This is a genomic window from Rhizobium sp. CSW-27, assembly GCF_018760785.1.
In the GTDB taxonomy this organism is placed as follows: domain Bacteria; phylum Pseudomonadota; class Alphaproteobacteria; order Rhizobiales; family Rhizobiaceae; genus Neorhizobium.
Genome location: NZ_JAHHZO010000020.1, coordinates 11,996 through 34,414, shown reverse-complemented (window position 1 = coordinate 34,414; position 22,419 = coordinate 11,996). Strand labels below are relative to the sequence as shown.

Here is a 22,419-nt window from a genome sequence, read left to right as displayed (position 1 = left end):
CATGACGATCGCGATGCGCGAAATTTTTCAGAACGATATTACTCGCTCAATCGACGGCGTCATTAAGGCCGATGACGAAGCGAGCCTGAGAGTGGAGCTAGACGAATATGTCATAACGGGGGAAATCGGGCAGCGACTCGAACAGTTTCTTGAGGCCTATAACAATTATAGCACCGCCAACGGTGTCTGGATTTCGGGCTTCTTCGGCTCTGGTAAGTCACACCTTCTCAAGATGCTCGCCCTGCTGTTGGAGAACCGCGAAGTCGACGGCATCAAAGCATTCGACATCTTCTCGCAGAAGGAAGAGGTAAAGAGCAGTCCGATGCTGGGCGGCGCGTTGCGTAAGGCCGTGTCTATTCCATCCAAATCGATCCTCTTCAACATCGACCAGAAGGCGGATGTTATTTCGAAGACGGATGTCGATGCACTGCTGGCCGTATTTCAGAAGGTGTTCGATGAAATGTGCGGCTATTACGGCAAGCAGCCGCACATTGCGCAGTTCGAGCGGCAACTGGATGAGCGCGGGCAACTGGATGCATTCAAGGCGGCATTCCTCGAACTATCAGAGAAGCCTTGGGAAACACGGGGTAGAGAAGAGGCTCTGCTGGAAGCACGCAACATTGCCGCAGCATTCGCCCGCGCCACCGGGACGGACGCAGCAGATGCGAAGGACATCCTTACCCAGTACCGCAAGGACACGCGGGTTTCGATCGAGGATTTCGCCAACACGGTGAAAGCCTGGATCGACAGACAGGCACCCAAGTTCCGGTTGAACTTCTTTGTCGATGAGGTTGGGCAATACATCGCCGACAACGTCAAGCTGATGACCAACCTTCAGACGATTGCTGAAAGCCTGAATACCAAATGCAAAGGCCAGGCTTGGATCATCGTCACGGCGCAGCAGGCCCTGACCGACGTCGTTGGAGACATGACGGTGCGGCAGGAGAACGACTTTTCGAAGATCCAGGCCCGTTTTTCAAACCGTATGCCTTTGAACTCCGCCGATGTGGCGGAGGTTATCCAGAAGCGCCTTCTTTCGAAAACAAAAGAGGCAGAGATTAAGCTCGGAAACCTTCACGACAAGGAAGCCGGTAATCTTCGAACCCTGTTCGATTTTGCCGATGGTTCAATCCCGCTGAAAAACTACCGCGATCGAACCCATTTCATCGATAGCTATCCATTCCCACCTTACCAGTACACGCTCTTTCAGATGGCGATTACCTCGCTTTCCGAACACAACGCTTTCGAAGGCAAGCACAGCTCCGTTGGCGAACGGTCCATGCTGGGCGTGTTTCAGGAAGTTGCCAAAGCCCTGAAAGATATGGAGGTTGGCGGCCTCGCAACCTTCGATCGCATGTTTGATGGCATCCAATCGGTGCTGAAGTCCTCTGTCCAGCAGTCCATCCAGATCGCCACAAAACATCTTGATGATGCTTTCGCTTTGCGTGTGCTGAAGGCGCTATTCTTGGTGAAGTACGTCAAGGGATTCAGGGCGACCATTCGCAACATCAGCATTCTGCTGCTATCGGAATTCGATGCGGATCAGGCCGAACAGCGCCGGAAGATCGAAGAGGCTCTGGCTCGCCTGGAGCGGGAGACCTACATTCAGCGCAACGGCGATGTCTACGAGTTCCTCACCAATGAGGAGAAGGACGTCGAGGCAGAGATCAAGGCGCTCGATGTCGATCCGGCGGAGATCACCAAGGCGCTTGAAGAACTCGCGTTTGACACCATTCTGCGCCATCGCAAGATCAAGCATGTGACGACGGGCTACGAATATGCCTTCAGCCGCAAGCTCGACGACCATCTCCTAGGCCGCGAGTATGAGCTGTCCATCAACATCATAAGCCCCGAGGGTGATGATGTGTCTGCACCGGAAACGGTGCGCATGCGCAATCTAGGGCGGGAAGAGCTTGCGGTTGTTCTGCAGCCGGATGTCCGGTTCATGAGAGACCTGCGCCTCTACCGCCAGACTGACAAATACATTCGCCAGTCGCGCACCGGCTCGCCACAGCCGGGCCGCGACCGCATCATTCTGGAGAAAGGCGAGCAGAATTCCCGTCGTGCGAAGGATCTGGAAGTCCGGCTTCGCAAGCTGGTTGCCGATGCGCGCCTTTTCGTGCGCGGTGACGAACTGGATATCGGCGGCGACGAGCCGCAGGAGCGGATCGTCAAGGCGTTCCAATCTCTCGTCGATAAGGTCTACGTCAACTTGCCGATGCTGCGCGGCGTCACTTATCAGGAGACCCACATCGCCCAGGTGGCAAGTCTGGCAAGTGATCTTCTCGGGGACACCGGCTTGAAGGAGGAGGAGCAGGAAGTCCTCAATCACATTCAGGCTCAGTCACGCAACGGAGTGAAGGTGTCGGTCAAATCCCTGACGGAACGGTTCGGCGCCAAGCCCTATGGGTGGCCGACCGTCGCTACGCTTTGCCTAACCGCCAGCCTTGTAGCCAAGGGCAAATGCGAGGCCCGTTCCGATGGCTCACCGCTGGAGGGTGCCAACCTGGCGCGTGCGCTGAACAACAGCCATATGCTGGCGAATATCCTGCTGACACCGCAACTCGAATTTTCCGCCTCCCAGATCCGCGCGGCCAAGGATCTTTATCGCGAACTGTTCGGTCAGCCCGCCGATGGATCCGATGCCCGCACACTTGGCGGCGAGTGGGCGGAAAGCGCACGCAAACTTGCGGACGAGCTGAACCTGCTGTTGGCAAGGAAGCAAAACTACCCCTTCCTCGCGGCCCTGGAACCAATGCGGGACCTGATCGCGGAAATGGCCGGCAAACCTCCCGTTTGGTACATCACCGAGCCGTTGAAGCAGGAAGACGCACTGCTGAACGCGAAAGAGGACATTCTCGACAAGATCCGCAGCTTCATGGCGGGCGCGCAGCGCGAGATCTATGATGACGTGCGCAAATTCCTGCAGTCGCAACAGGCCAATATCGGCTATGTCGACGTCAACGCGGGCGAAAAGCTGGAAGTGGCGCTGAACGATCCCCATTCCTACAAGGGCAATGTCATCCAGTCGCTGAAGGCGGACCTCTACGCCCTGAAGGACAAGGTTGAACTGGAGGTGCTGAAGGAACGCAAGGCAGTCGTCGCGGCGGTGGATGAATGCGCCGAAAAAATTGTCTGGACGACGGAGTTTCAGGTGCTGGATGCCGAGCATCAGGAGAAGATCCGGTACAGCATCGAGACCCACAAGGCAGGCCTTGATTCCGTCCACATGATCCCGATCCTGCGGGATCGTGCCAATGGCGCACGCACCAGCTTGATGCAGCAGATTCTGGCGGAGATTGCGCGGATGGCGCCGCCGCCTGTTGCGCCCCCCAAACCCGAAACGCCGGGCATGGGTGAACGGCCTGTCCAGTCGATCAAACCGCCAACCTACATCAACGCTTCCCAGATCAAGGTGGCCTATCCACGCCCCTACCTCGCGGAAGAGTCCGATGTGGAGCAATACGTCAATGAACTGCGCAAGACCCTGCTGGCCGAGATTGCCGCAGGCAAGAAAGTGATCGTCTGATGGATACCAATGCCCTGAAGAAATTCGCGCAGAGTGCGCGGAACCTGCTGATCGATCAGGTGACCGCAAAACTGGCAGTTGTTTTGGATGCGGCCTCGGCCGCGCGGCGCGAACAGCCGGCGGCGGTGAAGGCCCTGGAAGGCGCAATCCGCGAGACCAGCGAACGGCAGGTGATCGAACAGGTGGCCTATACCTGGTTCAACCGCTTCACGGCGCTGCGCTTCATGGATGTGAACGGCTACACCAATCCGCGTGTCGTCTCCCCTGCGGAAGGGGCAACACGACCGGAAATTCTGGCGGAAGCGATGGCTGGAAATATGCCGGAAAAGGCACCGGCCACTATTTCCGCCCTGCTGGAAGGCCGCAGCCCCTCCAACGATCCGCAGGCGGAAGCCTACCGGCTGCTCTTGGTGCATGCCTGCAATGCCTGGCATGGGGCCATGCCCTTCCTGTTTGAAAAGGTGGGCGATTATACCGAACTGCTGATGCCGGAAGATCTGTTGTCGCCCACATCCATCCTTGCAATGCTGCGCGAGGCGATGGCGGAGGATGTCTGCGCGGATGTCGAAATCATCGGCTGGCTCTATCAGTTCTACATCTCGGAAAAGAAGGATCAGGTCTTTGCCGGGCTGAAGAAGAACATCAAGATCACGGCGGAAAACATTCCCGCCGCCACCCAGCTTTTCACCCCGCACTGGATTGTCCGCTACCTCGTGGAAAATTCGCTGGGGCGGCTGTGGCTGCTCAATCGCCCCGCCTCGAAACTGGCCGCGCAGATGGACTATTACATTGCGCCGGAAGAGCCGGAAACGGACTTCCTGAAGATCGGCAAGCCGGAAGAGATCAGGATCTGCGATCCCGCCTGCGGCTCCGGCCATATGCTCACCTATGCCTTCGATCTGCTCCATGCGATCTATGAGGAGGAAGGCTATGACCCGACGGATATTCCGGCGCTGATCCTCAAGCACAATCTCACCGGCATCGAGATCGATGACCGCGCGGGCGCATTGGCTGCTTTCGCGCTCTCCATGAAGGCGGCAGCCAAACTCGGCCGCCGCCGCTTCCTGCGCATGGAGGTAAAGCCGGATATCGTTGTGCTGCAGAACGTCCGCTTCACCTCAGCCGAACTGACGGATGTGGCCGCCGTGGTGGGCAATGATCTGTTCACGGATGCCCTGCGCGAAACGCTGACGCAGTTCGAACAGGCCAAAAATTTCGGCTCGCTGATCGTGCCGAAAATGCGTGACCCGGCAGAAACGCTGCGGCTGGTGGAGGGTCGGGATTTCAGCTCTGACCTGCTACTAAAGGAAATGCAGGCGCGTGTAGCAACCGTCCTACGCATGGCTGAGGCGCTGTCGCCGAAGTATCAGGTGGTGGTAGCCAATCCGCCGTATGCTGGCAGTAAGGGTTTAAACGATCGAATGAACGCGTTTCTCGAAAGAAACTTTCGAGACAGCAAGTTTGATCTGATGACAGCATTCATGGACCGATCTGCCGCTCTCCTAAGAGCTTCGGGATATTACGGCATGATCAACTTTCCGTCGTGGATGTTCCTGACTTCGTTCGAGAAAATGCGAGAGGCACTTCTGAAAACGAAGCGGATTCTTTCCCTTGCTCATCTGGGGCGCGGCATGTTTGGTTCGGATTTTGGTTCGGTCGCCTTCGTGGTGGGTAATGCCAAGCCTGTGGGCGGCGCCATGGGATACTACAGGCGCCTTTTTGAGCAACATGTAGACGTCAGAAAGCCTGAAACGATCCGCTCTCTCTTTCTCGATAAGACTTACAACGCTTTCCGCGTGGACCAAACCGAACTATTGGCCATTCCGGGGTCACCCATAGCATATTGGATCAGCCCTGCTCTACGCGCGGCATTCCAGAAGTCGAAACTCTTCGACGTAGTTGCGAAGCCCCGAAAGGGTATTACCACCTCCGACAACGAGCGCTTTCTTAGGTTGTGGCAAGAGGTGGAGGGGAACCATTTCTCCGGCGTGAATGCACTTGAACAGAATACAAAATGGCGACCCGTAAACAAAGGCGGTCAATTTCGGCGCTGGTTTGGAAATCGCGAAGTTATCATAAATTGGAAATCTGATGGAAAAGAAGTAAAGGAATTTGACCGTTCAGTAATACGAAATCCCGACTATTACTTCCGCGAGGGTCTCACATGGAATGACATCACGTCTGGCACTTTTGCCATGCGATTTTCTCCGGCCGACTCGATGTTTGAAGGCAAGGGACCAATGGCCTTTGCCGACAACCGCAACGAAGCTGTCGCCTTCGCTTCCTTTTTCAACACTAAGGTATGCCGAAGCCTGCTTGCGTTTTTGGCTCCCACAATCAACTTCAACATCGGCGACGTCGCTCGCGTACCGATCTTGCCAGAAGTGACACAAAACGAGATGGCCATTCATAATGGCCATCAGTGTATTGCTCTAGCCCGCGACGACTGGGACGCCTACGAAACTTCGTGGGATTTCACCGCGCTCCCCCTGCTCTCGTCCACCACCCAAGCCGAGACGCTGGAAGACACTTATGCCCGCCTGCGCGCCCATTGGCAGGGCATGACAGATGACATGCAGCGGTTGGAGGAAGAGAACAACCGCATCTTCATCGACGCCTATGGTCTGGCCGATGAGCTGACGCCTGACGTGCCAATCGAGGAGATCACGCTCACCTGCAACCCGGCCTATCGCTATGGCGTGCAGGCAACAGTGGAAGAGCGGGAAGCGCGGCTGAAGGCCGACACCATGGCCGAGTTTCTCTCCTATGCTGTTGGCTGCATGTTCGGTCGCTATAGCCTCGATGCGCCGGGGCTGATCCTTGCCAATCAGGGCGAGACGCTGGCCGATTATCTTGCCGCGCTCGAAGACAAGGGCGTGGCAGAGCCGAGCTTTCTGCCCGATGCGGACAATGTGATCCCCGTGCTGGATGGCGACTGGTTTGCCGATGACATTGTCGACCGCTTCCGCAAGTTCCTGCGTGTGACCTTCGGCGAAGAGCGTTTTCGCGAGAACCTTGCCTTCATCGAGGCCCAGATCGGCGACATCCGCAAATATTTCTCCCGGACCTTCTATGAGGACCATCTGAAGCGCTACAAGAAGCGGCCGATCTACTGGATGTTCTCTTCGCCTAAGGGCACCTTCCAGGCGCTGATCTACATGCATCGCTACCGGCCCGACACGGTGTCGGTGCTTCTGAACGATTATCTGCGCGAGTTCATCCGCAAACTGGAGGCCGAGCGGGCCCGGCTGGACAAACTTGAGGAGGACCCTTCAGCCAGCCAAGCGCAGAAGACCAGGGCGCTGAAGGATGCGAGCGCCATCGCCAGGCAGATTACCGAATTGGTGGAGTGGGAGCGCGATGTCATCTTCCCGCTGGCCCAGCAGAGGCGTGAAATCGATCTGGATGATGGTGTGAAGCGCAACTACCCGCTGTTCGGCGCGGCTTTAAAGCCCATCAAGGGTCTGGAGGCGGCGGATGAATGATCGCATTGCCGCCAGCCTTCGGCGTCTGTTCGACGAGCACCGCATCGTCTTCTGGTACGATACCGACCGCGATATGCGCGCGACGTTTGATGCGCTCGATCTGCCCGGCGTGACCAGGCTGGAGATTGCCAACAACGAATTCGGCCTGAAATACCGCATCCTTCAGCAGGAGCCTGACGGCCGTTTCCTGTTGTTCAAAGACGGACCTGAGCCGCCGATGGCGGACAACTGGCTTCTCGACCTGCAACTGGCAACCACCGTGTTCAAGGCCGATCAGGCAGCGCTTTGGGTGGCGGAACTGGGCGTGCCACTGCAGTTCATCGATACGGTGCGCGCCCATTCCGGCTTCTTTACTGCCAAACCCCGGATCGACGCGCTGAAAAAACTGCTGCACACATCCGACACTCAGACCCAGATGCGCCTGAAAATGCTTGCCGTCTGCGTGGGTGCCGAGGGTGGTCTGGATACGGTGATCGAAGCTTTGCTGGGCGATCTTGCCGCGGCTAAGGATGACGGTCTGCGGCTGATCGACCGCTCCGGGCTGATGGAGTTCTTCTGGGCACAAGTTGGTCAGGCCTATGGCTACAAACCGAATGAGCCGGATTTCGAGGACTTCGCCATCTCACTCTTCCAGTCCGCCTATGCCCGCGTGTTGGGCGAGGATGGAGCGCTGAATGCCGAGGCTCTGCTCGTTTTCCGTCGCTGGAAGAACAACCGCCATTGGGCGGATGCCTTCGAGACCCTCTCTGCCCGCTATCAGGATCTGCTGGAGATCCCCGCCGACTTGAAGAAGCGTGATTTCCGCACCTTCGTCAGCGTTGATCACTTCGAGGAAATCGACCGCGAGATCATCCGCCAGATCGTGCAGGCGCTTTCGGCACAAAGCGTTGGCGCGCCGGAGGTGCTGACTTGGGTGCGCGAACGGCGGCAGAGCCATTGGTATCCGAAATACGAGGATATCTATCAGGCCATCGGTTTTGCCACCGAATTTCAGCAGGCGCTGGCGGAGGCGCACCTCGCCATGACCAGCGTGGCCGAGGGTGTGCAGCGCTATGTCAGCACCTGGTACCGGCTCGACCAGCTCTACCGCAAATTCATCTATCACATGCAGAAGAGTGGTCAGGCGCAATTGCTGTCCGATCTCTACGATTCGGTCGAGAATCGCTACACCAACAGCTACGTTCTGGCGGTGAACGACGCATGGCAGGACCAGATTGCGCGATTGAGCGACTGGAAGATCCCCGGCTACCCATCGCAGGCCGATTTCTATCGTGAACAGGCGGCGGAGTATCGCCGCAAGGATCAGAAAGTCGCGGTAATTATTTCCGATGCGCTGCGCTTCGAGGTCGCCGAGGAATGCCTGCGCCGGATCCGGGCGCTGGACCGGTTCGACGCTGAGCTTAAGCCGATGATCAGTTCGCTGCCAAGCTACACTCAGCTCGGCATGGCCGCACTCCTCCCGCACAACGAGCTGGCCATGGCTGAGGATGACAGTGGCGACATTCTCTCCGGTGGTGAAAATACCAAAGGCCTCGCTGCTCGTGAAAAGCTGCTGGCTGCCGGTCGCAGTGGCGACACGGCAAAGGCGCTGAAATTCGAAGACGTGATGAACATGCGCGTCGATGAGGGAAAGGCGCTCTTCCGCGACAACCACATCATCTACATCTACCACAACCGCATCGACGCAATTGGACACGATCTCAAAACCGTTGAACTTCTCCCGGAGGCGGTCGAAGATACGCTTGAAGACCTGACCAAGCTGGTACGCAAGCTGACATCCGCGAATTTCTCGAATATTGTCATCACCGCCGACCACGGCTTCCTCTACCAGCACCGCGCCCTAGACGAGAGTGATTTTGCCATAGCAGTGCCACAAGGAGAGACAATCTTGTTCCGCGACCGCCGTTTCGTTATCGGGCGCGGGCTCCAGTACACTCCCGGCATGAAGCATTTTACATCTGCGAATCTGGGGCTTTCCGGCAATTTGGACGTTCTGATTCCGAACTCCATCAATCGTCTGAGGCTACAAGGCGCAAACAGCCGTTTCGTTCACGGCGGCGCGAGCCTTCAGGAGATCATCATTCCCGTCATCCGGGTCGGTAAGCAGCGGGAGGCAGATGTCGGTCAGGTCGAGGTGCAGATCTTCGTCTCGGGCCGCAGCCTGATCTCTTCCGGGCAAACGGCAGTCACGCTTTATCAGGCGCAGCCGGTGTCGGAAAAGATGCGGCCACGCGAGGTTTTGGCGGGCATCTATGCGACAGACGGAACGCTGATTTCCGACGAGTACACTCTCGTCTTCGATTTCAGCTCTGACAATCCTCGTGAACGGGAGATGCCGTGCAAGTTCCTGCTGTCACGAGAGGCCGACCGTTTCAATAATCAGGATGTCATCCTGAAATTGCGAGAGCGCGTGGGCAAGACACGCCTTTATCAGGATTATGCCACGCATCGCTTCCAGTTGCGCCGCGGCATGACCACGGATTTCGATTTCTGAGGACCGGCACATGAGCGATCTCGACAGCAAGATCAACGAACACTTCGCTGGCTTCGTGGTCCGCAAGGACCTTGTGAAGGCCGTGAAGGGCAATGCGATCGTGCCAACCTATGTCCTTGAGTATCTGCTGGGTCAGTATTGCGCCACAGACGACGAAGCATCGATCCAGACGGGCATCGAGACGGTAAAGGACATCCTGCGCAAGCACTATGTCCACCGCAGTGAAGCGGGTCTGATCCAGTCTACCATCCGGGAGCGCGGCCGCTACAAGGTCATCGACCAGATCAGCGTGTCGCTTAACGAAAAGACCGACAGCTATGAGGCGGTCTTCGAGAACCTCGGCATCAAGAAAGTCTCTGTCGACAGCACGACCGTAAAAGCGCATCCCAAACTGCTGGTCACCGGCGTCTGGTGTATCGCCGACGTGCAATATGAGTTTACGGAAGAGGCGCGGACGTCCCCCTGGATACTGGAGTCGATCAAGCCGATCCAGATCGCGAAAGTGGACTACGAGCAGTACCGCGATGTTCGCAGGGCCTTCACCACCGACGAATGGATCGATCTTCTGATGCAGAGCATCGGCTTCCGCCCGGAAGTCTTCGGGCGGCGGAGCAAGCTCCTGCAATTGCTGCGCCTCATCCCGTTCGTGGAGCGGAACTACAACCTCATTGAACTGGGTCCGAAGGGGACCGGCAAGTCACACGTCTACTCGGAATTCTCCCCGCACGGTCAGTTGATCTCAGGCGGCGAAGTTACCATCCCCAAGCTCTTCGTGAACAACTCGAACGGCCGCATCGGCCTCGTCGGCTACTGGGACGTGGTTGCGTTTGACGAGTTTGCAGGGCGAGAAAAGACCGCCAACAAGGCGTTGGCCGACATTATGAAGAACTACATGGCCAACAAGACCTTCTCCCGCGGGGTGAATCCCATGGGCGCAGAGGCCAGCTTCTCCTTTGTTGGCAATACTGACCACAACGTGCCCTATATGCTGAAGAACAGCGATCTGTTCGAGGCACTGCCGAGCCAGTTCCACGATTCGGCTTTCATTGACCGCCTGCATGCCTATCTGCCAGGGTGGGAAATCGACGTTATTCGCGGTGAGATGTTCACGAAGGGCTACGGCTTCATCGTGGATTACCTTGCGGAAATCCTGCGCCATCTGCGGTCCGAGGATTTCTCCAACCGTGTGCATCAGTACTTCAAGGTCAGCGAAAAGATATCGGAGCGTGACCGTACCGCAATCTCCAAGACCATGTCTGGGCTCCTCAAGCTGATCTTTCCGGATGGCAGTCAGACAGAGGCTGAGGTCGAGGAATTGCTGAGTCTCGCTATGGAGAGCCGCAAACGAGTGAAGGACCAGCTTGCACGCATCGACAGCACCTACCCGGAGGTGGACTTCCATTTCATAGGTGCTGACGGTGTGAAGCGAAACGTTACCACGGTGGAGGAAGAAGAGTATCCGCAGTTCTACCATATCAAGGGTGGCGCAGTGGGCGACAATCGAGAAGATGGGCCACTGGATTTACTGGTCGTATCGCCGATGGATCCGACGAAAGCGGCAGGGGCACCCGTTGTTTCAGCGGAAAAGGGACCCACTTCAGATACCGTTGCGCTAGCAGAGGGTCATTTCGTCTATGCTGAAAACCGCAAGGGCGTAAGCTACGAAAAGCTATTCGGTCCTCATCTGGACGGAGCTTCTCTGGTCGTCGTAACTGACCCTTACATTCGCCTCTTCTATCAGATCCGCAACATGATGGAATTTGTTGAGATGCTGATCCGTCGCAAGAGGCCCGAAGATCAGATGAAGGTCCATCTGGTCACGGGACCAGACGAAGGTAACGTGTCGCGCCAAAGAGAGCTGTTGGATTCGATAACTGCGGCATGCACAGGCTCGGGGATCGAGTTTAGCTGGGCTTTCGATTCATCCGGAACTGCTCATGCCCGTGACATCGTCACGGATACCGGTTGGAAGATTGTGCTGGATAGAGGGTTGGACATATTCCAGCCGCCGATCAAAACCGAAGGCTTCTCCCTGGGAGATCGCCTGCAGGAGCACCGGGTGATAAAGGGATTCTACGCAACATATCTCAGAGGCGATAATGCAGGCCTTGTGTCTTGATCTCGGAACAGACGTTGGCTTCACGAACAAGCGTCCGTACGCCGAAGCCGTCCCGGCGCGCTCAGCTAGGCCAAGTCGAGAGGCGATAGAGGCAGGTATCAAACCGGCGAGCAGCATACCAGCGCTGCCGGCGAGGTGTTATCGCTCCATCCAGAGAGTTGCAGACGCCGGTTGTATGGAATAGGGCGATACGGAGAGGAAGGTATATTCTCTCTCAACGACAGGCAATTACACCGACAAGCGAGGGTTCGCGTCAATGATACGCGGCCCCCCCCAATTTCGCCGCTGCGCAACGAAATCGGCTCCCCCACGCCCCGTAGGCCGCCTTCGGCGGTCATTGACCCAACCCCTACCTTATCGGTCCGGCACCTTTGTTTTCATTCAAAGGAGCCGACGATGAGCACTTACGACCACATCAACGAACTGCGTGCAGAACTTGCAGCGTCCATCGACCAGACGGAGCGCCAGCAGATCGCAGCCGAGCTGGTGGCGGCCGAAGCGAAGCTTGCCGAAGAGGATGCTGCTTTCGAAGCGCTGATCAGCGACGAGCCGCCCCACTAGGGCGGCTTCTCACTCATAGCCTCACCTTGCCAGCGCGACTGGCAGCTCCTTTATATTGGTCGTGTATCGCGGCGATCGGCGGTCAAACTTCGCTTGCCATTGACGCTCGATCCCGGCCGACGCTGGAATAAGTGAACCGCGTCCGAACTTTCCGTTGACCGCATCCAACGCCCTCATCAGCCGTTCCGACTGGTCTCGGTCCCGGGCGTCGAACAGGGGCCGTGATTGTGACGCCGCCAGCACCAGATCATTCATAATGATGCCGGCCTTCGCGTAGCGATGGCCGTCCCTGAAGATCTTGCGCGCTCCGCTCTGAGCGGCCCGGATCAAGTCAAAAGTGTCGTTCGAAGCCTCGGGGAAATGGACCGTCGTTTGGGCCGAATGCGGATTGTCCTTTTGGTTGAAGCGCGACGTGTGCATGAAGACCGCCATATGTGTCGCCTCGAGGCCATGCCGCCGCAGTTTCTCCCCTGCCCTCATCGCATAGGCCGCGACCGCCTCGAGCATTCCGGCCAGATCCGTGACTGGCGTTCCGAAGGATCGGGTTACGGCGCAGCCCTTCCGTTGTGGCGGTACGTCTTCGAGCGGCAGGCATGAAATGCCCTGTAGCTCCAGAACCGTCCTTTCGCCCACCACGCTCAGGAGATTGCGGGCAAGCCGCGCATCAACACGCGCCAGGTCGCCGGCTGTTTCGATACCCAGGCCGAATAGTTTTCGCTCTGATGCCGATCCAACGCCCCAAACCTCCCCCACCTCGACGCGATCGAGCCAGCTTTGCCGAGCGGCTGCATCTGTCAGATCGCAGACGCCGCCAAGCTCCGGGTTCTTCTTTGCAACGTGGTTTGCGAACTTCGCCAGTGTCTTGCTCGGGCCAATGCCGACACATGTCGGGATCCCGGTCCATTGCTGAACCGTGGACCGAAGATCGCGGCCGAAGGTAACGCGATCGGCGGGCCTGATGTCGGTCATATCCAGAAAGCTTTCATCGATCGAATAGACCTCAACATCCGGAGACCATTGCCGATAGATCGCATTCAGCCTGGCGCTCATGTCGCCATAAAGGGTGTAATTGCTGGAGTAGACCGCCACGCCGTTATCGCGACAGAGGTCACGGATCTTGAAGTATGGTTCGCCCATGCCAATTCCGAGCGCCTTGGCCTCCGCCGTCCGGGCGACGGCGCAGCCGTCATTGTTGGACAGGACAATCACCGGGCGCTTGGCGATTGACGGGTCGAAGACGCGCTCGCAGGAGCAATAGAATGAGTTGCCGTCAATCAGCGCGAAGGAGGTCATAGCTTTCTCCTCGGTCGCAGCCAATGAACGTTGCAGAGTGCCACGCCCCAGATCTCGACTTCTGCGATCTCCGGAAGGTCGAACAGCGGCATGTCCGAATTCTCGAACATCAGCCGCGGGCGACCACCTGTCATGCGCAGCCGCTTCAACGACCGCTCGCCATGTACGGTCGCTACGACAATATCGCCGTCGACCGGGCGCAGGCTGCGGTCGACCACGATCAAATCCCCGTGGAAAATTCCCGCGTCTCGCATCGAATTGCCGTCGACCTTCCACAAGAACGTCGCCGGCGGGTTCCGTATGAGGAGCTTTGTGAGGTCAATCGATTCTTCGATGTAGTCATCAGCGGGTGATGGAAAGCCGGCGCATAACCCGTGGAGCATGAGAGGCACATAGACTTCTGCCTCGATTTTCAGGCCGGCGAGCATTTCAAACTGGTCCTTTCGTGATACGGAATGAAAGGAACAAACAGGGAACGTATAGGCCGCTAAAAGTCAAGATGGAACATGACGCGAGCCTAATCTGCAGATGTGCACATGACGCGAGTGTCCGCGCGGTGTTAACTTTTTGAGGTGTTGTCACAATGGAGAGGAATAGGGATCGCCATGACTGACGAAGTGGAACACCTGTCAAACACGCTGATGTGGACCGTCGGCATGATCACCCAAGCCGGGCCAGACGATCTCAAACGTGTGGCAAATGCCTATCGAGAAGCGCAGGATCTGGTTTCGCAGATTCCAAAGACCGAAGAAGGCGCGCGGCCTCGCATCGTTGCGTGCTTCCACAGGTCGGACAAATATCGCGCTGCGGACGATATCGCCTGCGTTGGATGGATCCTAACGGCGATCCAGGAGCGCGTGAACGAAGGCGATCTGCGAGACTGGAGGAAATTGCGAACAGTCGTAAAGCAGATGGTAAAGCTGCTGCCGGAGCCGACGCGCTCGCTTCACTGAATATTTGGTGTATCGAGAAGATGTTCAAAGCCGTCCCAGGTCGCCTTGTCGTCCACCCAATGACGCTGAAGCTCTTTCCATCTTCTGTCCGCCGAAACCTGCATCTTCGCGATGGTCTCGAGGAGTTGGCGCGAGAATAGCAGCTCGTCCTGTTCAGCGGTTTTGAATATGATACGGCCCTCTGGGTCATAGGAAACGTGAAGCAGCTGATTGTCCGCATCGAGGACGAACATGGACACTTCGGGTTCGCCATCTTCATTTTTGGTTACGATCAACGTATCGACTGGGTAGCCGCCGGTTGCCTTTTGCAGTGCCTGGTCAAAAGCATTGGTCATTGCGTCACCTTTCCTGTCTCCGTGGAATCTAACGGAACGGTTTTGGCGGGGGAAGTCGGTCCCGGCTTCCGCTTCGCGGCGCTATGCTAAGCCTCCTGCGGCTTCCCTTTATCCGTCAAAACCGTGTCGAGAATTCCCGCTTTCCCGCCCCTGGAGGAGGGGCGGCGCTATGCTGAAAGCTCCGATGTTCTTCATTGTCTTCCTCGGATCTCGGACTGGCGCCGATCGATCCGAGCGGTGTCTTCGCCAGATGGGGAATGACGCCGCATGAGCGCCGGCTATTCGCCAATGGCGGCCGGCGCGCGGCGGAAACCAGAGCCAACCCATTGAGTGCAAGTTATGGCGCGGCTTTCGCCGCGCCATTCCCTTTCTGCTTCTCGATCGTCCGGGGCTCCATGGCAAGCACAAGGTCATGCACCATCTTCAAGGCCGTTTCGTCGAGCTTCTGCAGGTGGCCGACCGTTTCTTCCATCAGCTTGTTTCTCTCTGCTTCCTGTGAGTTGCCTTCGGATTGAGGGGGCCGTTCTTTGATGAAAGGATCGAAGAACTCTTCCGGAGTGATATCCAGGACCTCGAACACGTGGAGCAGGCGTCCGACTGTCATCAAGGAGGAGGCGTTTTCGTAGCGGGCGTAGGTTGCTTCCTTTACGCCCAGGAGGGTCGCGACTTTCGCTTGCGCAATTTGTCGGTCGTTTCGCAGGTGACGGAGCCTTTGCGCGACAAGCTGATCCAGTTCCTTGAGGTCGATGATCTTTCCGTCGAGCCGTTTGCGATAGATCGGATGATCTTTGTTCGGGTCGTCAACGCGTTCAAGTCCGAGATGGCCTACCCACTGCTCGAGTCCGAAACCTGCCATTGCCACCAACCACACTGGAATTTCATCGTTGTTCCTCCGGGACAATTAAAGATGGTGCCTCGAAAGTCTACCCTGAATAGCTGCTTTGGCGCATCGCTTGGCGACCCCGCTCTATGCCTTCGGCACGGAGCCAGCAGGCGCTGTCTCCGCCCATTCGGGTAACGATCGGTTGCGCTACGGCTTCGCCTTCAATCCCATGCATCTTGGGCAAAAATCGGTTCGGAACATTTACAGCTTTCCGCAATCGACCCATATCGCCCAGTTATCAGGTCAGGTCGTGGCAGATCTCTAGCCCTTTCTTGTCGCGTGCCTACGGAGGCCGCCCCGCCTGATCGGGGCGGTCTTTCCGCATCTTGAAAGCTCCTCACCGTCATCAGCACAAGTCACGGTGAGTCCGATCCCCGTCATGTTGAAGCAGTGACGCCGGAGGCGTCCTGTCTGTCTCTTTGATGAGGGAAAGAGGAGCGCCGCCCCCTCTCCCTCACAAGGGGAAAAAACGGTCTCCCCGTCCTTCCTTCGCGCAGCCTTGGGGCAGCGCTTTGTGCAGGAGCGCCGCTGACGCGACGCCCCTTCGGCTTTGCCTCGGGCGGGCGAACCCCCTCCGTTTTTATCCCCTTGCCACCCTCTCCCCCGCTGCTCCGCGCGAACTCGGGAACAGGAGCGGGGCTCCTGCCCACGATGGGCATGAGAAGACCGCTTCGCGGAAAAGGAGAAAGGGTGAGAACCATGACCACAACCGCAACCGTTTACCTGCTGGACCCGGAAGCCGGGACCATTCAAGCCGCAGAGGTCGCAGCACCGAGCGCGTTCTCTCAGACCTACGGGCTGATTGGATGCCGGCTGGTCGAGGTTGTACCATTCGACACGAACCACGTTCTTATCGTCGATGAGGAGGGTTTGCGCGATGGCTTGACCGCCTTCACCGTCTTTGACGGCTGCCCGCAGCCACTGGCCGGAAAGATCGTTCTCGCCAGTCTGGACGGTTCGCATGTCCTGCCGCCGCAGATCAGCATTGAAGAAGCAGCGGCACGCCTGGAGGTTTGCAAGCCGGTTCTTGATCCGGTCTTTGCCAAGGCGGACGAGCATTCTTCCCAGGGGGTTATTCTGGGTGGCGCTTTGATCGGGTTCCAGACCCGCATCACCCGCACCCACCCGACCGTTATGGCGGGAGTGGTCCGATGATCATCGCTGTTGTCGAGGACCGCACCCTGTCCGTTCTCGCCGGAACCTTTGCCGCGACCATCGCGGCGAAGGACATCGAATATAGCTTCCATGCCCTCACGCATTTTCCGGAGCGGCGCACCCTGTCCGAACTGGAGGGGCTGGCAGAGCGCCTCAACGGCTTTGCCGCCTACATGGTGGAGCTGTGGGAGCAAGCAAAACTGCCCCTGCCGGACGCTGACCTAGAGGCGTTTGCCCGCCGTCATGTTGAGATCACCGCCAAGTATTGGGCAGCGGAAGGCCGTTGCATGAACTGGTTTATCACCGGCCCCGCCCGCTTCCCCGTTGCCCGCAACGAAAAGCGGATGCGAGTATCAGACGCGCGCCGTGCTGACATCTCGGCCCATATCGCGACTGCGAAAAAGGCAGTGAAGCGCAAGGCGTTTCCCAATGGGGCCGATGACGAGCCGATCCGCTCAGGCGATCCGGCCGCCATGCAGCGCATTGCCTCGCGCATCGAAGACCTGGCACTGTCCATCGACCGGATGAAACGGGCGAATGTCATCATTCGCCGAATGGAGAAGGATCAGGCAAGCGAAGCCGACATTCTGGCCCGTGTGGTGGCAGAAACCGGCATGGACGAGGAGAGGGCATCGCGTGGCGTTACCCTTGCCCCTTGGCAGAACCGACGCGGCTTTTCCACCACCAACACCCGCGCCGAACTGCGCCGCATGCAAACCCGCCTCGCTTCGCTTGCTGCGATGAAGAAGCGCGGCGACCGCGCCGAGGACGTCGAGACGGAGGCAGGAGCCGTCACGGTCAAGGAAAATACCGAAATGGCCCGCATTCAGTTGCTGTTTCCCGGAAAGCCGGACGAACAGACGCGGCGCACCTTGAAATCTCACGGGTTCCGCTGGTCCCCGTCGCAGGGGGCTTGGCAGCGCAACTTGAACGAGGCCGGACGCTATGCGGCCAGATGCGTCTTGAAATCGATCAGCGGCGACAGCGCCGCTTGATCAGCCCCGGAAAACAGAGGATCCCCACATGAATGAGCAAATTTTTACAGTCATGGAGTTTTCCGGCAGAGGCGATGCCATGTTCGGCGGTAGTGCCGCCGATTGGAGCCTATACACACAGGAAGACGGCTCAAACGCTTTCATGAGCGCCGCCGACGCGCAGCGCCGCCAGCTGGTGAAAGCCTATTTCCCGACCAAGGAGGAAGCGAGTGAAGCCGGAGAGGCGGCCAGCCAGCGCAAGGGCCTGATCTCCGCCCTGCCTGTTCGGCGCGTCGACGAGATCCCCTATGCGCAACTGCGCTGGATTGTCGGAAACATGCACGTTGGGACCAGTGATGACGACTTGAAAGCCGACATCAAAGGGCGCGCAAAATCGGGCATGACCGCGAACCCTGACCTGCTGGCGCAGGCTTGCGCTTACTCGCTGGCAAGCCACCGAGTCAATCAGGGCTTGGTTGCCCAATTCCGGCTGTAGGAGGCGAAGCGATGAAAAGCAACGGCCAGCGCCGAAGCGTTGAGGTCTTCGACACCCCCTCCGGTTTAGGAGGGAGCCACACGGTTGAGGTTGTCGAGGACCTTGGAGACGATAAGGTCAAGGTGCGCGTCTGGTATGGACGCGCCACCGCGACAGGTTGGGAAGCCTGGAAGGATTGGGACGGCTACCGCTTTGAGACCGACCGCGCCAGCCTGACCAACACGCGGTCAATGCCGCTGTTCAAATAGGACCTGGGCCGCATTTCGATGCGGCCCGACATCAGGAGGGACACCATTGAGCCGCTACACAGTGACCGTTAAGACCGACGGAGAGGCCGACGAGAACGCCGTAATCGGCTATGATCCGCCGTTGCGCACCTTCTTTCTGCAGGCGTTTCCCGATGAGGAAGCCGACGAATACGCGCTGTGGTTCGGGACGCTTCTTGAGCAGCACCCAAGCCTTGAATCGATCATCGAGAGCGCGCGCCGTTTTGGCTATGAGATCGAGGGGCTATCACAGAACGCCATCATCGCCATGACAAAAGAAGCGGGAACGCCGACGCCGCCAAGCCTTGGCGAGCGCTCAGGATTGGTACGCTGACAATGGTCGGACGCTTTGTTGCGGGGCTGGTTTGGAAGTACCGGCCCCCTCACCGTTTTGGCCGTTGCGAACCTGGCAGCATCGAGCTGGCTGCGGTTCGCCCGAAGGGAGCCCATTCCCCTCCCCTCGGCTCCCCTCCCGCCCGATTGCTACCGCAGACGAAGGGGCAAGGATTTGGACGTCAAACGGTTGACCCGTTTCTGGTGGTGTTGGAGACCGACTGCATTTCCTGAGCCGTGAGCGTGCCTCTCGTCGCGATCAGATAGGCCGCGAGATAGGTCAACTTCAGCTTCGCTTCTCCGTCGTCTTTCGGCTGGTAATTGAGGAGTGCCATGCGGCGTGCTTTCTCCTTTCGCCCCTCTTGAACCGCGGCTGCATGCTGATCGATCAGCTCACGAAGCGAGGGTCCTTCTCTTGTCGCACTGACTACGATCTCCGTTCCCGCTTTCCTGGGCGTCGGCAATACCCGTGCCGGTTTGTTGCATCGAGCCGCAACTGTTTCGGGGGACGAACGCGAACTGGATGACGACAGTAGCATGGCGGATGCCTCACCGATCTAGTTGCATTGGGGATCGTCTCAGACCATCAAATCGTCCACAACGCACGATAGGATACGAAACCAGACGAAATCTTGGGCTGTAAGTCATTGGAAAAAAACGGTAAGATTTTTGTTCCGCCCCCTGCTGATGCAAGCGATTTCAAGGAACTGTTCAAGAAAATGGCTGCTGCGGGTGCAGGACGCCTGTTGGGTGAAGACGGTTTTCCCCAAGGCCCGTGGACCCCGGAGCTGCTGGCGGAGGCGATCTCAAAGATCGACGCCAACCGTGTCGGAGTGGATCTTCGCACCGTCCAGCTCTGGTTTCAGGAGAACGACAAAGGCATCAGCCCGGCCAACATTCGTTGGCTTGCCCGCATCTTTGGTTGCGACGACCGTGAGGCAACGAATGAGTGGCTGAAAGAGCTCACTGCAGCCCAAGCGCGCTTGGTGGCCAAGCGACGCGAGCAGAAGAAATCTGGCAATGTCGCTGCCCTTCGTGTGCCCGACATGCCACCACCAGATTCAGTCGATGACTCGGTGCAGGTGACGCCACTGCTATCCGTCGACCTCCGACCAATTCCGGCGCAGCGATCGGGTCTGGCAATCAAGACGGAAGCGATTTTTGCTGAACGGTCGGATCTGAACTTGCCGGCTTCGATATTTGCCGGCTCTTCTGCCTTGGGGTTCTTGTCCTACATCCTCGGCATCCACAGCATCACCTACATGCGGGAAGACGGCATCGAAAAGCAGGTTGGTTTCCTCTGGGCTCCGAACTGGACCTTCCTGTTCATGGTGCTGTTGCCGCTGTTCTTTGCCATCGTCATCGAGCTTTTGGTTTTCTGGAAGCATGATGGCCGTCTCCGGCTCTTGGCAGAGGTTGATCGCCTGAAAAGCGGCGAAGCCTGGACGCGAAATCTGCAAGCCAACTCCCACACCTATTGGGCGGTGTTCGTCATCTGCGTTCTGTTCGCGGGCGTGGTGCAATGGATCGGCGTGCAGCTTATCCCTCTGCTTGAGCAAGCGCAGGATTTTGCCCCAAGCTGGGGGACGATCGGGATCACCAGGCCCGATATCTTATCGACGCCAGCGGCAATCGTATTTACCGCCCTTGCCTATCTCTACATGTCCGTCAGCTTTTATCTTCTCTTCGCCGGCCTGATCCTGCTGCACACAATCCTCCATGATTTATGGAAGCTCAAACGCGAAACCACGCTTCTGCGCGAGCAGGGTCACGGGCCGGATGTTAGTGAAATCGGTTTGCGGATCATGCGGGGGGTCTTCAGATGCTCCGTCCTCGTCGTCCTTGCCGCCATCTGCATGAAGGCACAGAGCGCTTATCTCGCTTCGCAAGGCCCCGATTTTGTCACATGGCTGGTTCGCGATGTCTGGGCTGCGCTGGCAAATTACGACGATGGAGATCGAAGCTTCGATTACATCATGCCCACCCACTACAGCAGCCTGCTCGTCGTGCTTTCGACCTGCAGCGTCTTTCTGTATGGGGCACTCCGCTTGGGTGACGATCGGCGCCTCCGGGCGCCACTGTGGAAGATGTCCGCGGTGATCGGTCTGTTGTTCGTCTCATACATGTTGATCGACGCATTCGATGGCTTCTCGGTTTTGCTGCTCGTTGCCGGGCTGATCGCGACCTATGGTCTGTTCGATCCGGCGTTCAGGCCAGTTTGGCGCACCCGTCAGATAGGAGGCGACAGCCATGTTTCATAAATGGCTGGATCGTTGGGACGAGGGCCGAGCCCAACGCGGCGAAGAGGCCAAGAAGACCACGGACCTCATTCTGGACGCGGATAGTGCATTCCCCGGCATGGGGGCGGCTGAAACGGTAGAGGAATTCTGTGTTCTCGCGGAAACGGCCGCCGCTGATCCGGACTTTTTTGAGCCGCCCGATTCAACCGAGCAAGCCTTTGAGCTGCGGGATGGCTGGCTGAAATTCCCTTCAGACGTTGCAACCGATGTTGCTGAAAACAACATCGTGTGGGCCAGGATCACCGAAAGCGGAAAACGCGATCAGGCGGTGGTAATCTTCCATCACTGGAACGCGACGAGTCGGAACCGGCAGATTGCCGGGTTCCTATCCTGGCAAGGCATCACGGTCATCGAGATCGCCATGCCCTACCACCTGGAGCGCAAGCGGCCCGGCTCGCTTTATGCGGATTACATGCTCAGCGCCAATCTCAGCCGCACAATGCAAGCCGTCAGACAGGCTGTATGGGATGGGCGCAAGCTCATTCGTTGGCTGAAGCGCGAGGGTTATCGGGATGTTTCCGTTCTCGGGATGAGCCTTGGTTCCTGGATAGCCGGACTGGTCGCGGCACATGAGCCCGCCGTTTCACGGGCGTCGCTCTTCCTCACGGCAGGAAGTCTTGCCGAAATGGTTTGGACCGGTCGCGCAACCAGATCGATCCGGGCAAGCCTCGAGCCGCATCTTTCGCTTGCCCAACTGCAGAGAGCGTGGGCACCGCTCAATCTCGAGAACCATGCAGACAGGCTGGCGCGGCCAAGCCTCGAACTTCATGTCATCCTGGCATCGAGGGACACGGTTGTTTTGCCGGACCTTTCCGAACGGTTGCTAAGACGGCTGAAGAATGCCGGAGCCACAGTGAGCGTGCTATGGCTGAATTGCGGGCACTACTCCTTGGCGCTTCCACCCTACATCTTGCGGGCCGGATGGAGCTTGAAGCGGTTTCTGCTACGCAAGCGCGGCGCCACTCAGGCTTAGGAGCGATTGAGTGCCGCATCGAGCGGCACCCGACCGCAATGAGGGGAGCCCCCTTCGGCCCCTCCCCTCAAACTCCCCTTCCCCCTCACGACGGAAGCGCCCCGCAAGCGGGGCGGCTCCCTGAGACTTGTTGTCGTTTCCGGCCAGAGCGTCGATGTCAGCTCCCCCACCGCTGCAGCATCACGGCGATGGAGATCCGACCTGGCGGCCGGATCGCGATTTGCCGGTTGAAGGCGAAGGCGACGGCCGGGGCTACGAAGGCCGCGTTTT

18 protein-coding genes are annotated in these 22,419 nt (G+C 58.0%); 13 read left to right on the top strand and 5 right to left on the bottom strand.

Annotated elements, in window-relative coordinates:
* Position 1: 1 nt before the first annotated feature.
* From brxC to KLP42_RS24140, 5 genes are all read left to right on the top strand, one after another.
* Positions 2 to 3,529, top strand: coding sequence for a BREX system P-loop protein BrxC (gene brxC / locus KLP42_RS24160; RefSeq protein ID WP_215570403.1), 3,528 nt, complete (start codon positions 2 to 4; stop codon positions 3,527 to 3,529).
* On the top strand, positions 3,529 to 7,014 hold the full coding sequence (gene pglX / locus KLP42_RS24155; RefSeq protein ID WP_215570401.1) for a BREX-1 system adenine-specific DNA-methyltransferase PglX: 3,486 nt from the start codon (positions 3,529 to 3,531) through the stop codon (positions 7,012 to 7,014). Before brxC ends, pglX begins: the two co-directional genes overlap by 1 nt.
* Positions 7,007 to 9,508 carry a BREX-1 system phosphatase PglZ type A gene (pglZ, locus tag KLP42_RS24150; RefSeq protein WP_215570399.1) on the top strand — a complete coding sequence of 834 codons (2,502 nt, stop codon included), beginning with the start codon at positions 7,007 to 7,009 and terminating at the stop codon, positions 9,506 to 9,508. Before pglX ends, pglZ begins: the two co-directional genes overlap by 8 nt.
* A gap of 10 nt (positions 9,509 to 9,518) precedes the next feature.
* Entirely contained in the window at positions 9,519 to 11,627 is a 2,109-nt protein-coding gene (gene brxL / locus KLP42_RS24145) for a BREX system Lon protease-like protein BrxL (protein WP_215570397.1), read from the top strand.
* A 396-nt stretch (positions 11,628 to 12,023) separates the two neighbouring features.
* On the top strand, positions 12,024 to 12,188 hold the full coding sequence (locus KLP42_RS24140) for a hypothetical protein (RefSeq protein WP_215570395.1): 165 nt from the start codon (positions 12,024 to 12,026) through the stop codon (positions 12,186 to 12,188).
* Positions 12,189 to 12,209: 21 nt separating this feature from the next.
* Here the strand turns inward: KLP42_RS24140 and KLP42_RS24135 are convergent, their stop codons facing one another.
* Both KLP42_RS24135 and KLP42_RS24130 read right to left on the bottom strand, forming a co-directional pair.
* Positions 12,210 to 13,481 (bottom strand): Y-family DNA polymerase, encoded by a 1,272-nt coding sequence (locus KLP42_RS24135; protein WP_215570393.1) that lies wholly within the window; start codon positions 13,479 to 13,481, stop codon positions 12,210 to 12,212.
* Positions 13,478 to 13,909 carry a LexA family protein gene (locus KLP42_RS24130; RefSeq protein WP_252193241.1) on the bottom strand — a complete coding sequence of 144 codons (432 nt, stop codon included), beginning with the start codon at positions 13,907 to 13,909 and terminating at the stop codon, positions 13,478 to 13,480. Before KLP42_RS24130 ends, KLP42_RS24135 begins: the two co-directional genes overlap by 4 nt.
* Before the next feature lie 177 nt (positions 13,910 to 14,086).
* On the opposite strand from KLP42_RS24130, the gene KLP42_RS24125 reads away from it, so the two are divergent.
* Positions 14,087 to 14,434, top strand: a complete 348-nt coding sequence (locus KLP42_RS24125) for a hypothetical protein (protein ID WP_215570391.1) — start codon at positions 14,087 to 14,089, stop codon at positions 14,432 to 14,434.
* On the opposite strand, the gene KLP42_RS24120 is transcribed toward KLP42_RS24125, so the two are convergent.
* Together KLP42_RS24120 and KLP42_RS24115 are read right to left on the bottom strand one after the other, a co-directional pair.
* Positions 14,428 to 14,769 (bottom strand): hypothetical protein, encoded by a 342-nt coding sequence (locus KLP42_RS24120; protein WP_215570389.1) that lies wholly within the window; start codon positions 14,767 to 14,769, stop codon positions 14,428 to 14,430. The genes KLP42_RS24125 and KLP42_RS24120 overlap by 7 nt on opposite strands.
* A gap of 337 nt (positions 14,770 to 15,106) precedes the next feature.
* A complete protein-coding gene (locus KLP42_RS24115) occupies positions 15,107 to 15,625 on the bottom strand; it encodes a helix-turn-helix domain-containing protein (protein ID WP_215570387.1) in 519 nt (172 codons plus the stop codon).
* Positions 15,626 to 16,351: 726 nt separating this feature from the next.
* Between KLP42_RS24115 and KLP42_RS24110 the strand changes: the two genes are divergently transcribed.
* From KLP42_RS24110 to KLP42_RS24090, 5 genes are read left to right on the top strand one after another with little or no spacing between them, the layout of a single operon-like run.
* Complete coding sequence (locus tag KLP42_RS24110; protein WP_215570385.1) at positions 16,352 to 16,807, top strand: DUF3846 domain-containing protein; 456 nt, start codon at positions 16,352 to 16,354, stop codon at positions 16,805 to 16,807.
* A complete protein-coding gene (locus KLP42_RS24105; RefSeq protein WP_252193240.1) occupies positions 16,804 to 17,802 on the top strand; it encodes a DUF8626 domain-containing protein in 999 nt (332 codons plus the stop codon). The genes KLP42_RS24110 and KLP42_RS24105 overlap by 4 nt, the downstream gene beginning before the upstream one ends.
* Positions 17,803 to 17,830: 28 nt before the next feature.
* Positions 17,831 to 18,277 carry a hypothetical protein gene (locus KLP42_RS24100; RefSeq protein WP_215570383.1) on the top strand — a complete coding sequence of 149 codons (447 nt, stop codon included), beginning with the start codon at positions 17,831 to 17,833 and terminating at the stop codon, positions 18,275 to 18,277.
* An 11-nt stretch (positions 18,278 to 18,288) separates the two neighbouring features.
* On the top strand, positions 18,289 to 18,525 hold the full coding sequence (locus KLP42_RS24095; protein ID WP_215570381.1) for a hypothetical protein: 237 nt from the start codon (positions 18,289 to 18,291) through the stop codon (positions 18,523 to 18,525).
* Between the two features lie 46 nt (positions 18,526 to 18,571).
* Positions 18,572 to 18,877, top strand: coding sequence for a hypothetical protein (locus tag KLP42_RS24090; protein ID WP_215570379.1), 306 nt, complete (start codon positions 18,572 to 18,574; stop codon positions 18,875 to 18,877).
* A 181-nt stretch (positions 18,878 to 19,058) separates the two neighbouring features.
* Here the strand turns inward: KLP42_RS24090 and KLP42_RS24085 are convergent, their stop codons facing one another.
* Positions 19,059 to 19,211: a hypothetical protein gene (locus KLP42_RS24085; protein ID WP_215570377.1), complete on the bottom strand. Its 153-nt coding sequence runs from the start codon at positions 19,209 to 19,211 to the stop codon at positions 19,059 to 19,061.
* A 312-nt stretch (positions 19,212 to 19,523) separates the two neighbouring features.
* Between KLP42_RS24085 and KLP42_RS24080 the strand changes: the two genes are divergently transcribed.
* Positions 19,524 to 21,137, top strand: coding sequence for an RcgA family putative transporter (locus tag KLP42_RS24080; protein WP_215570375.1), 1,614 nt, complete (start codon positions 19,524 to 19,526; stop codon positions 21,135 to 21,137).
* Positions 21,127 to 22,149: an alpha/beta fold hydrolase gene (locus KLP42_RS24075; RefSeq protein WP_215570373.1), complete on the top strand. Its 1,023-nt coding sequence runs from the start codon at positions 21,127 to 21,129 to the stop codon at positions 22,147 to 22,149. The genes KLP42_RS24080 and KLP42_RS24075 overlap by 11 nt, the downstream gene beginning before the upstream one ends.
* Positions 22,150 to 22,419: the final 270 nt, after the last annotated feature.

What these genes read in the sequence shown, in the direction of transcription:
- brxC (WP_215570403.1), top strand. Translation starts at nt 2, where the DNA reads ATGACGATCGCGATGCGCGAAATTTTTCAGAACGATATTACTCGCTCA.
- pglX (WP_215570401.1), top strand. Translation starts at nt 3,529, where the DNA reads ATGGATACCAATGCCCTGAAGAAATTCGCGCAGAGTGCGCGGAACCTG.
- pglZ (WP_215570399.1), top strand. Translation starts at nt 7,007, where the DNA reads ATGAATGATCGCATTGCCGCCAGCCTTCGGCGTCTGTTCGACGAGCAC.
- brxL (WP_215570397.1), top strand. Translation starts at nt 9,519, where the DNA reads ATGAGCGATCTCGACAGCAAGATCAACGAACACTTCGCTGGCTTCGTG.
- KLP42_RS24140 (WP_215570395.1), top strand. Translation starts at nt 12,024, where the DNA reads ATGAGCACTTACGACCACATCAACGAACTGCGTGCAGAACTTGCAGCG.
- KLP42_RS24135 (WP_215570393.1), bottom strand. Translation starts at nt 13,481, where the DNA reads ATGACCTCCTTCGCGCTGATTGACGGCAACTCATTCTATTGCTCCTGC.
- KLP42_RS24130 (WP_252193241.1), bottom strand. Translation starts at nt 13,909, where the DNA reads ATGCTCGCCGGCCTGAAAATCGAGGCAGAAGTCTATGTGCCTCTCATG.
- KLP42_RS24125 (WP_215570391.1), top strand. Translation starts at nt 14,087, where the DNA reads ATGACTGACGAAGTGGAACACCTGTCAAACACGCTGATGTGGACCGTC.
- KLP42_RS24120 (WP_215570389.1), bottom strand. Translation starts at nt 14,769, where the DNA reads ATGACCAATGCTTTTGACCAGGCACTGCAAAAGGCAACCGGCGGCTAC.
- KLP42_RS24115 (WP_215570387.1), bottom strand. Translation starts at nt 15,625, where the DNA reads ATGGCAGGTTTCGGACTCGAGCAGTGGGTAGGCCATCTCGGACTTGAA.
- KLP42_RS24110 (WP_215570385.1), top strand. Translation starts at nt 16,352, where the DNA reads ATGACCACAACCGCAACCGTTTACCTGCTGGACCCGGAAGCCGGGACC.
- KLP42_RS24105 (WP_252193240.1), top strand. Translation starts at nt 16,804, where the DNA reads ATGATCATCGCTGTTGTCGAGGACCGCACCCTGTCCGTTCTCGCCGGA.
- KLP42_RS24100 (WP_215570383.1), top strand. Translation starts at nt 17,831, where the DNA reads ATGAATGAGCAAATTTTTACAGTCATGGAGTTTTCCGGCAGAGGCGAT.
- KLP42_RS24095 (WP_215570381.1), top strand. Translation starts at nt 18,289, where the DNA reads ATGAAAAGCAACGGCCAGCGCCGAAGCGTTGAGGTCTTCGACACCCCC.
- KLP42_RS24085 (WP_215570377.1), bottom strand. Translation starts at nt 19,211, where the DNA reads ATGGCACTCCTCAATTACCAGCCGAAAGACGACGGAGAAGCGAAGCTG.
- KLP42_RS24075 (WP_215570373.1), top strand. Translation starts at nt 21,127, where the DNA reads ATGTTTCATAAATGGCTGGATCGTTGGGACGAGGGCCGAGCCCAACGC.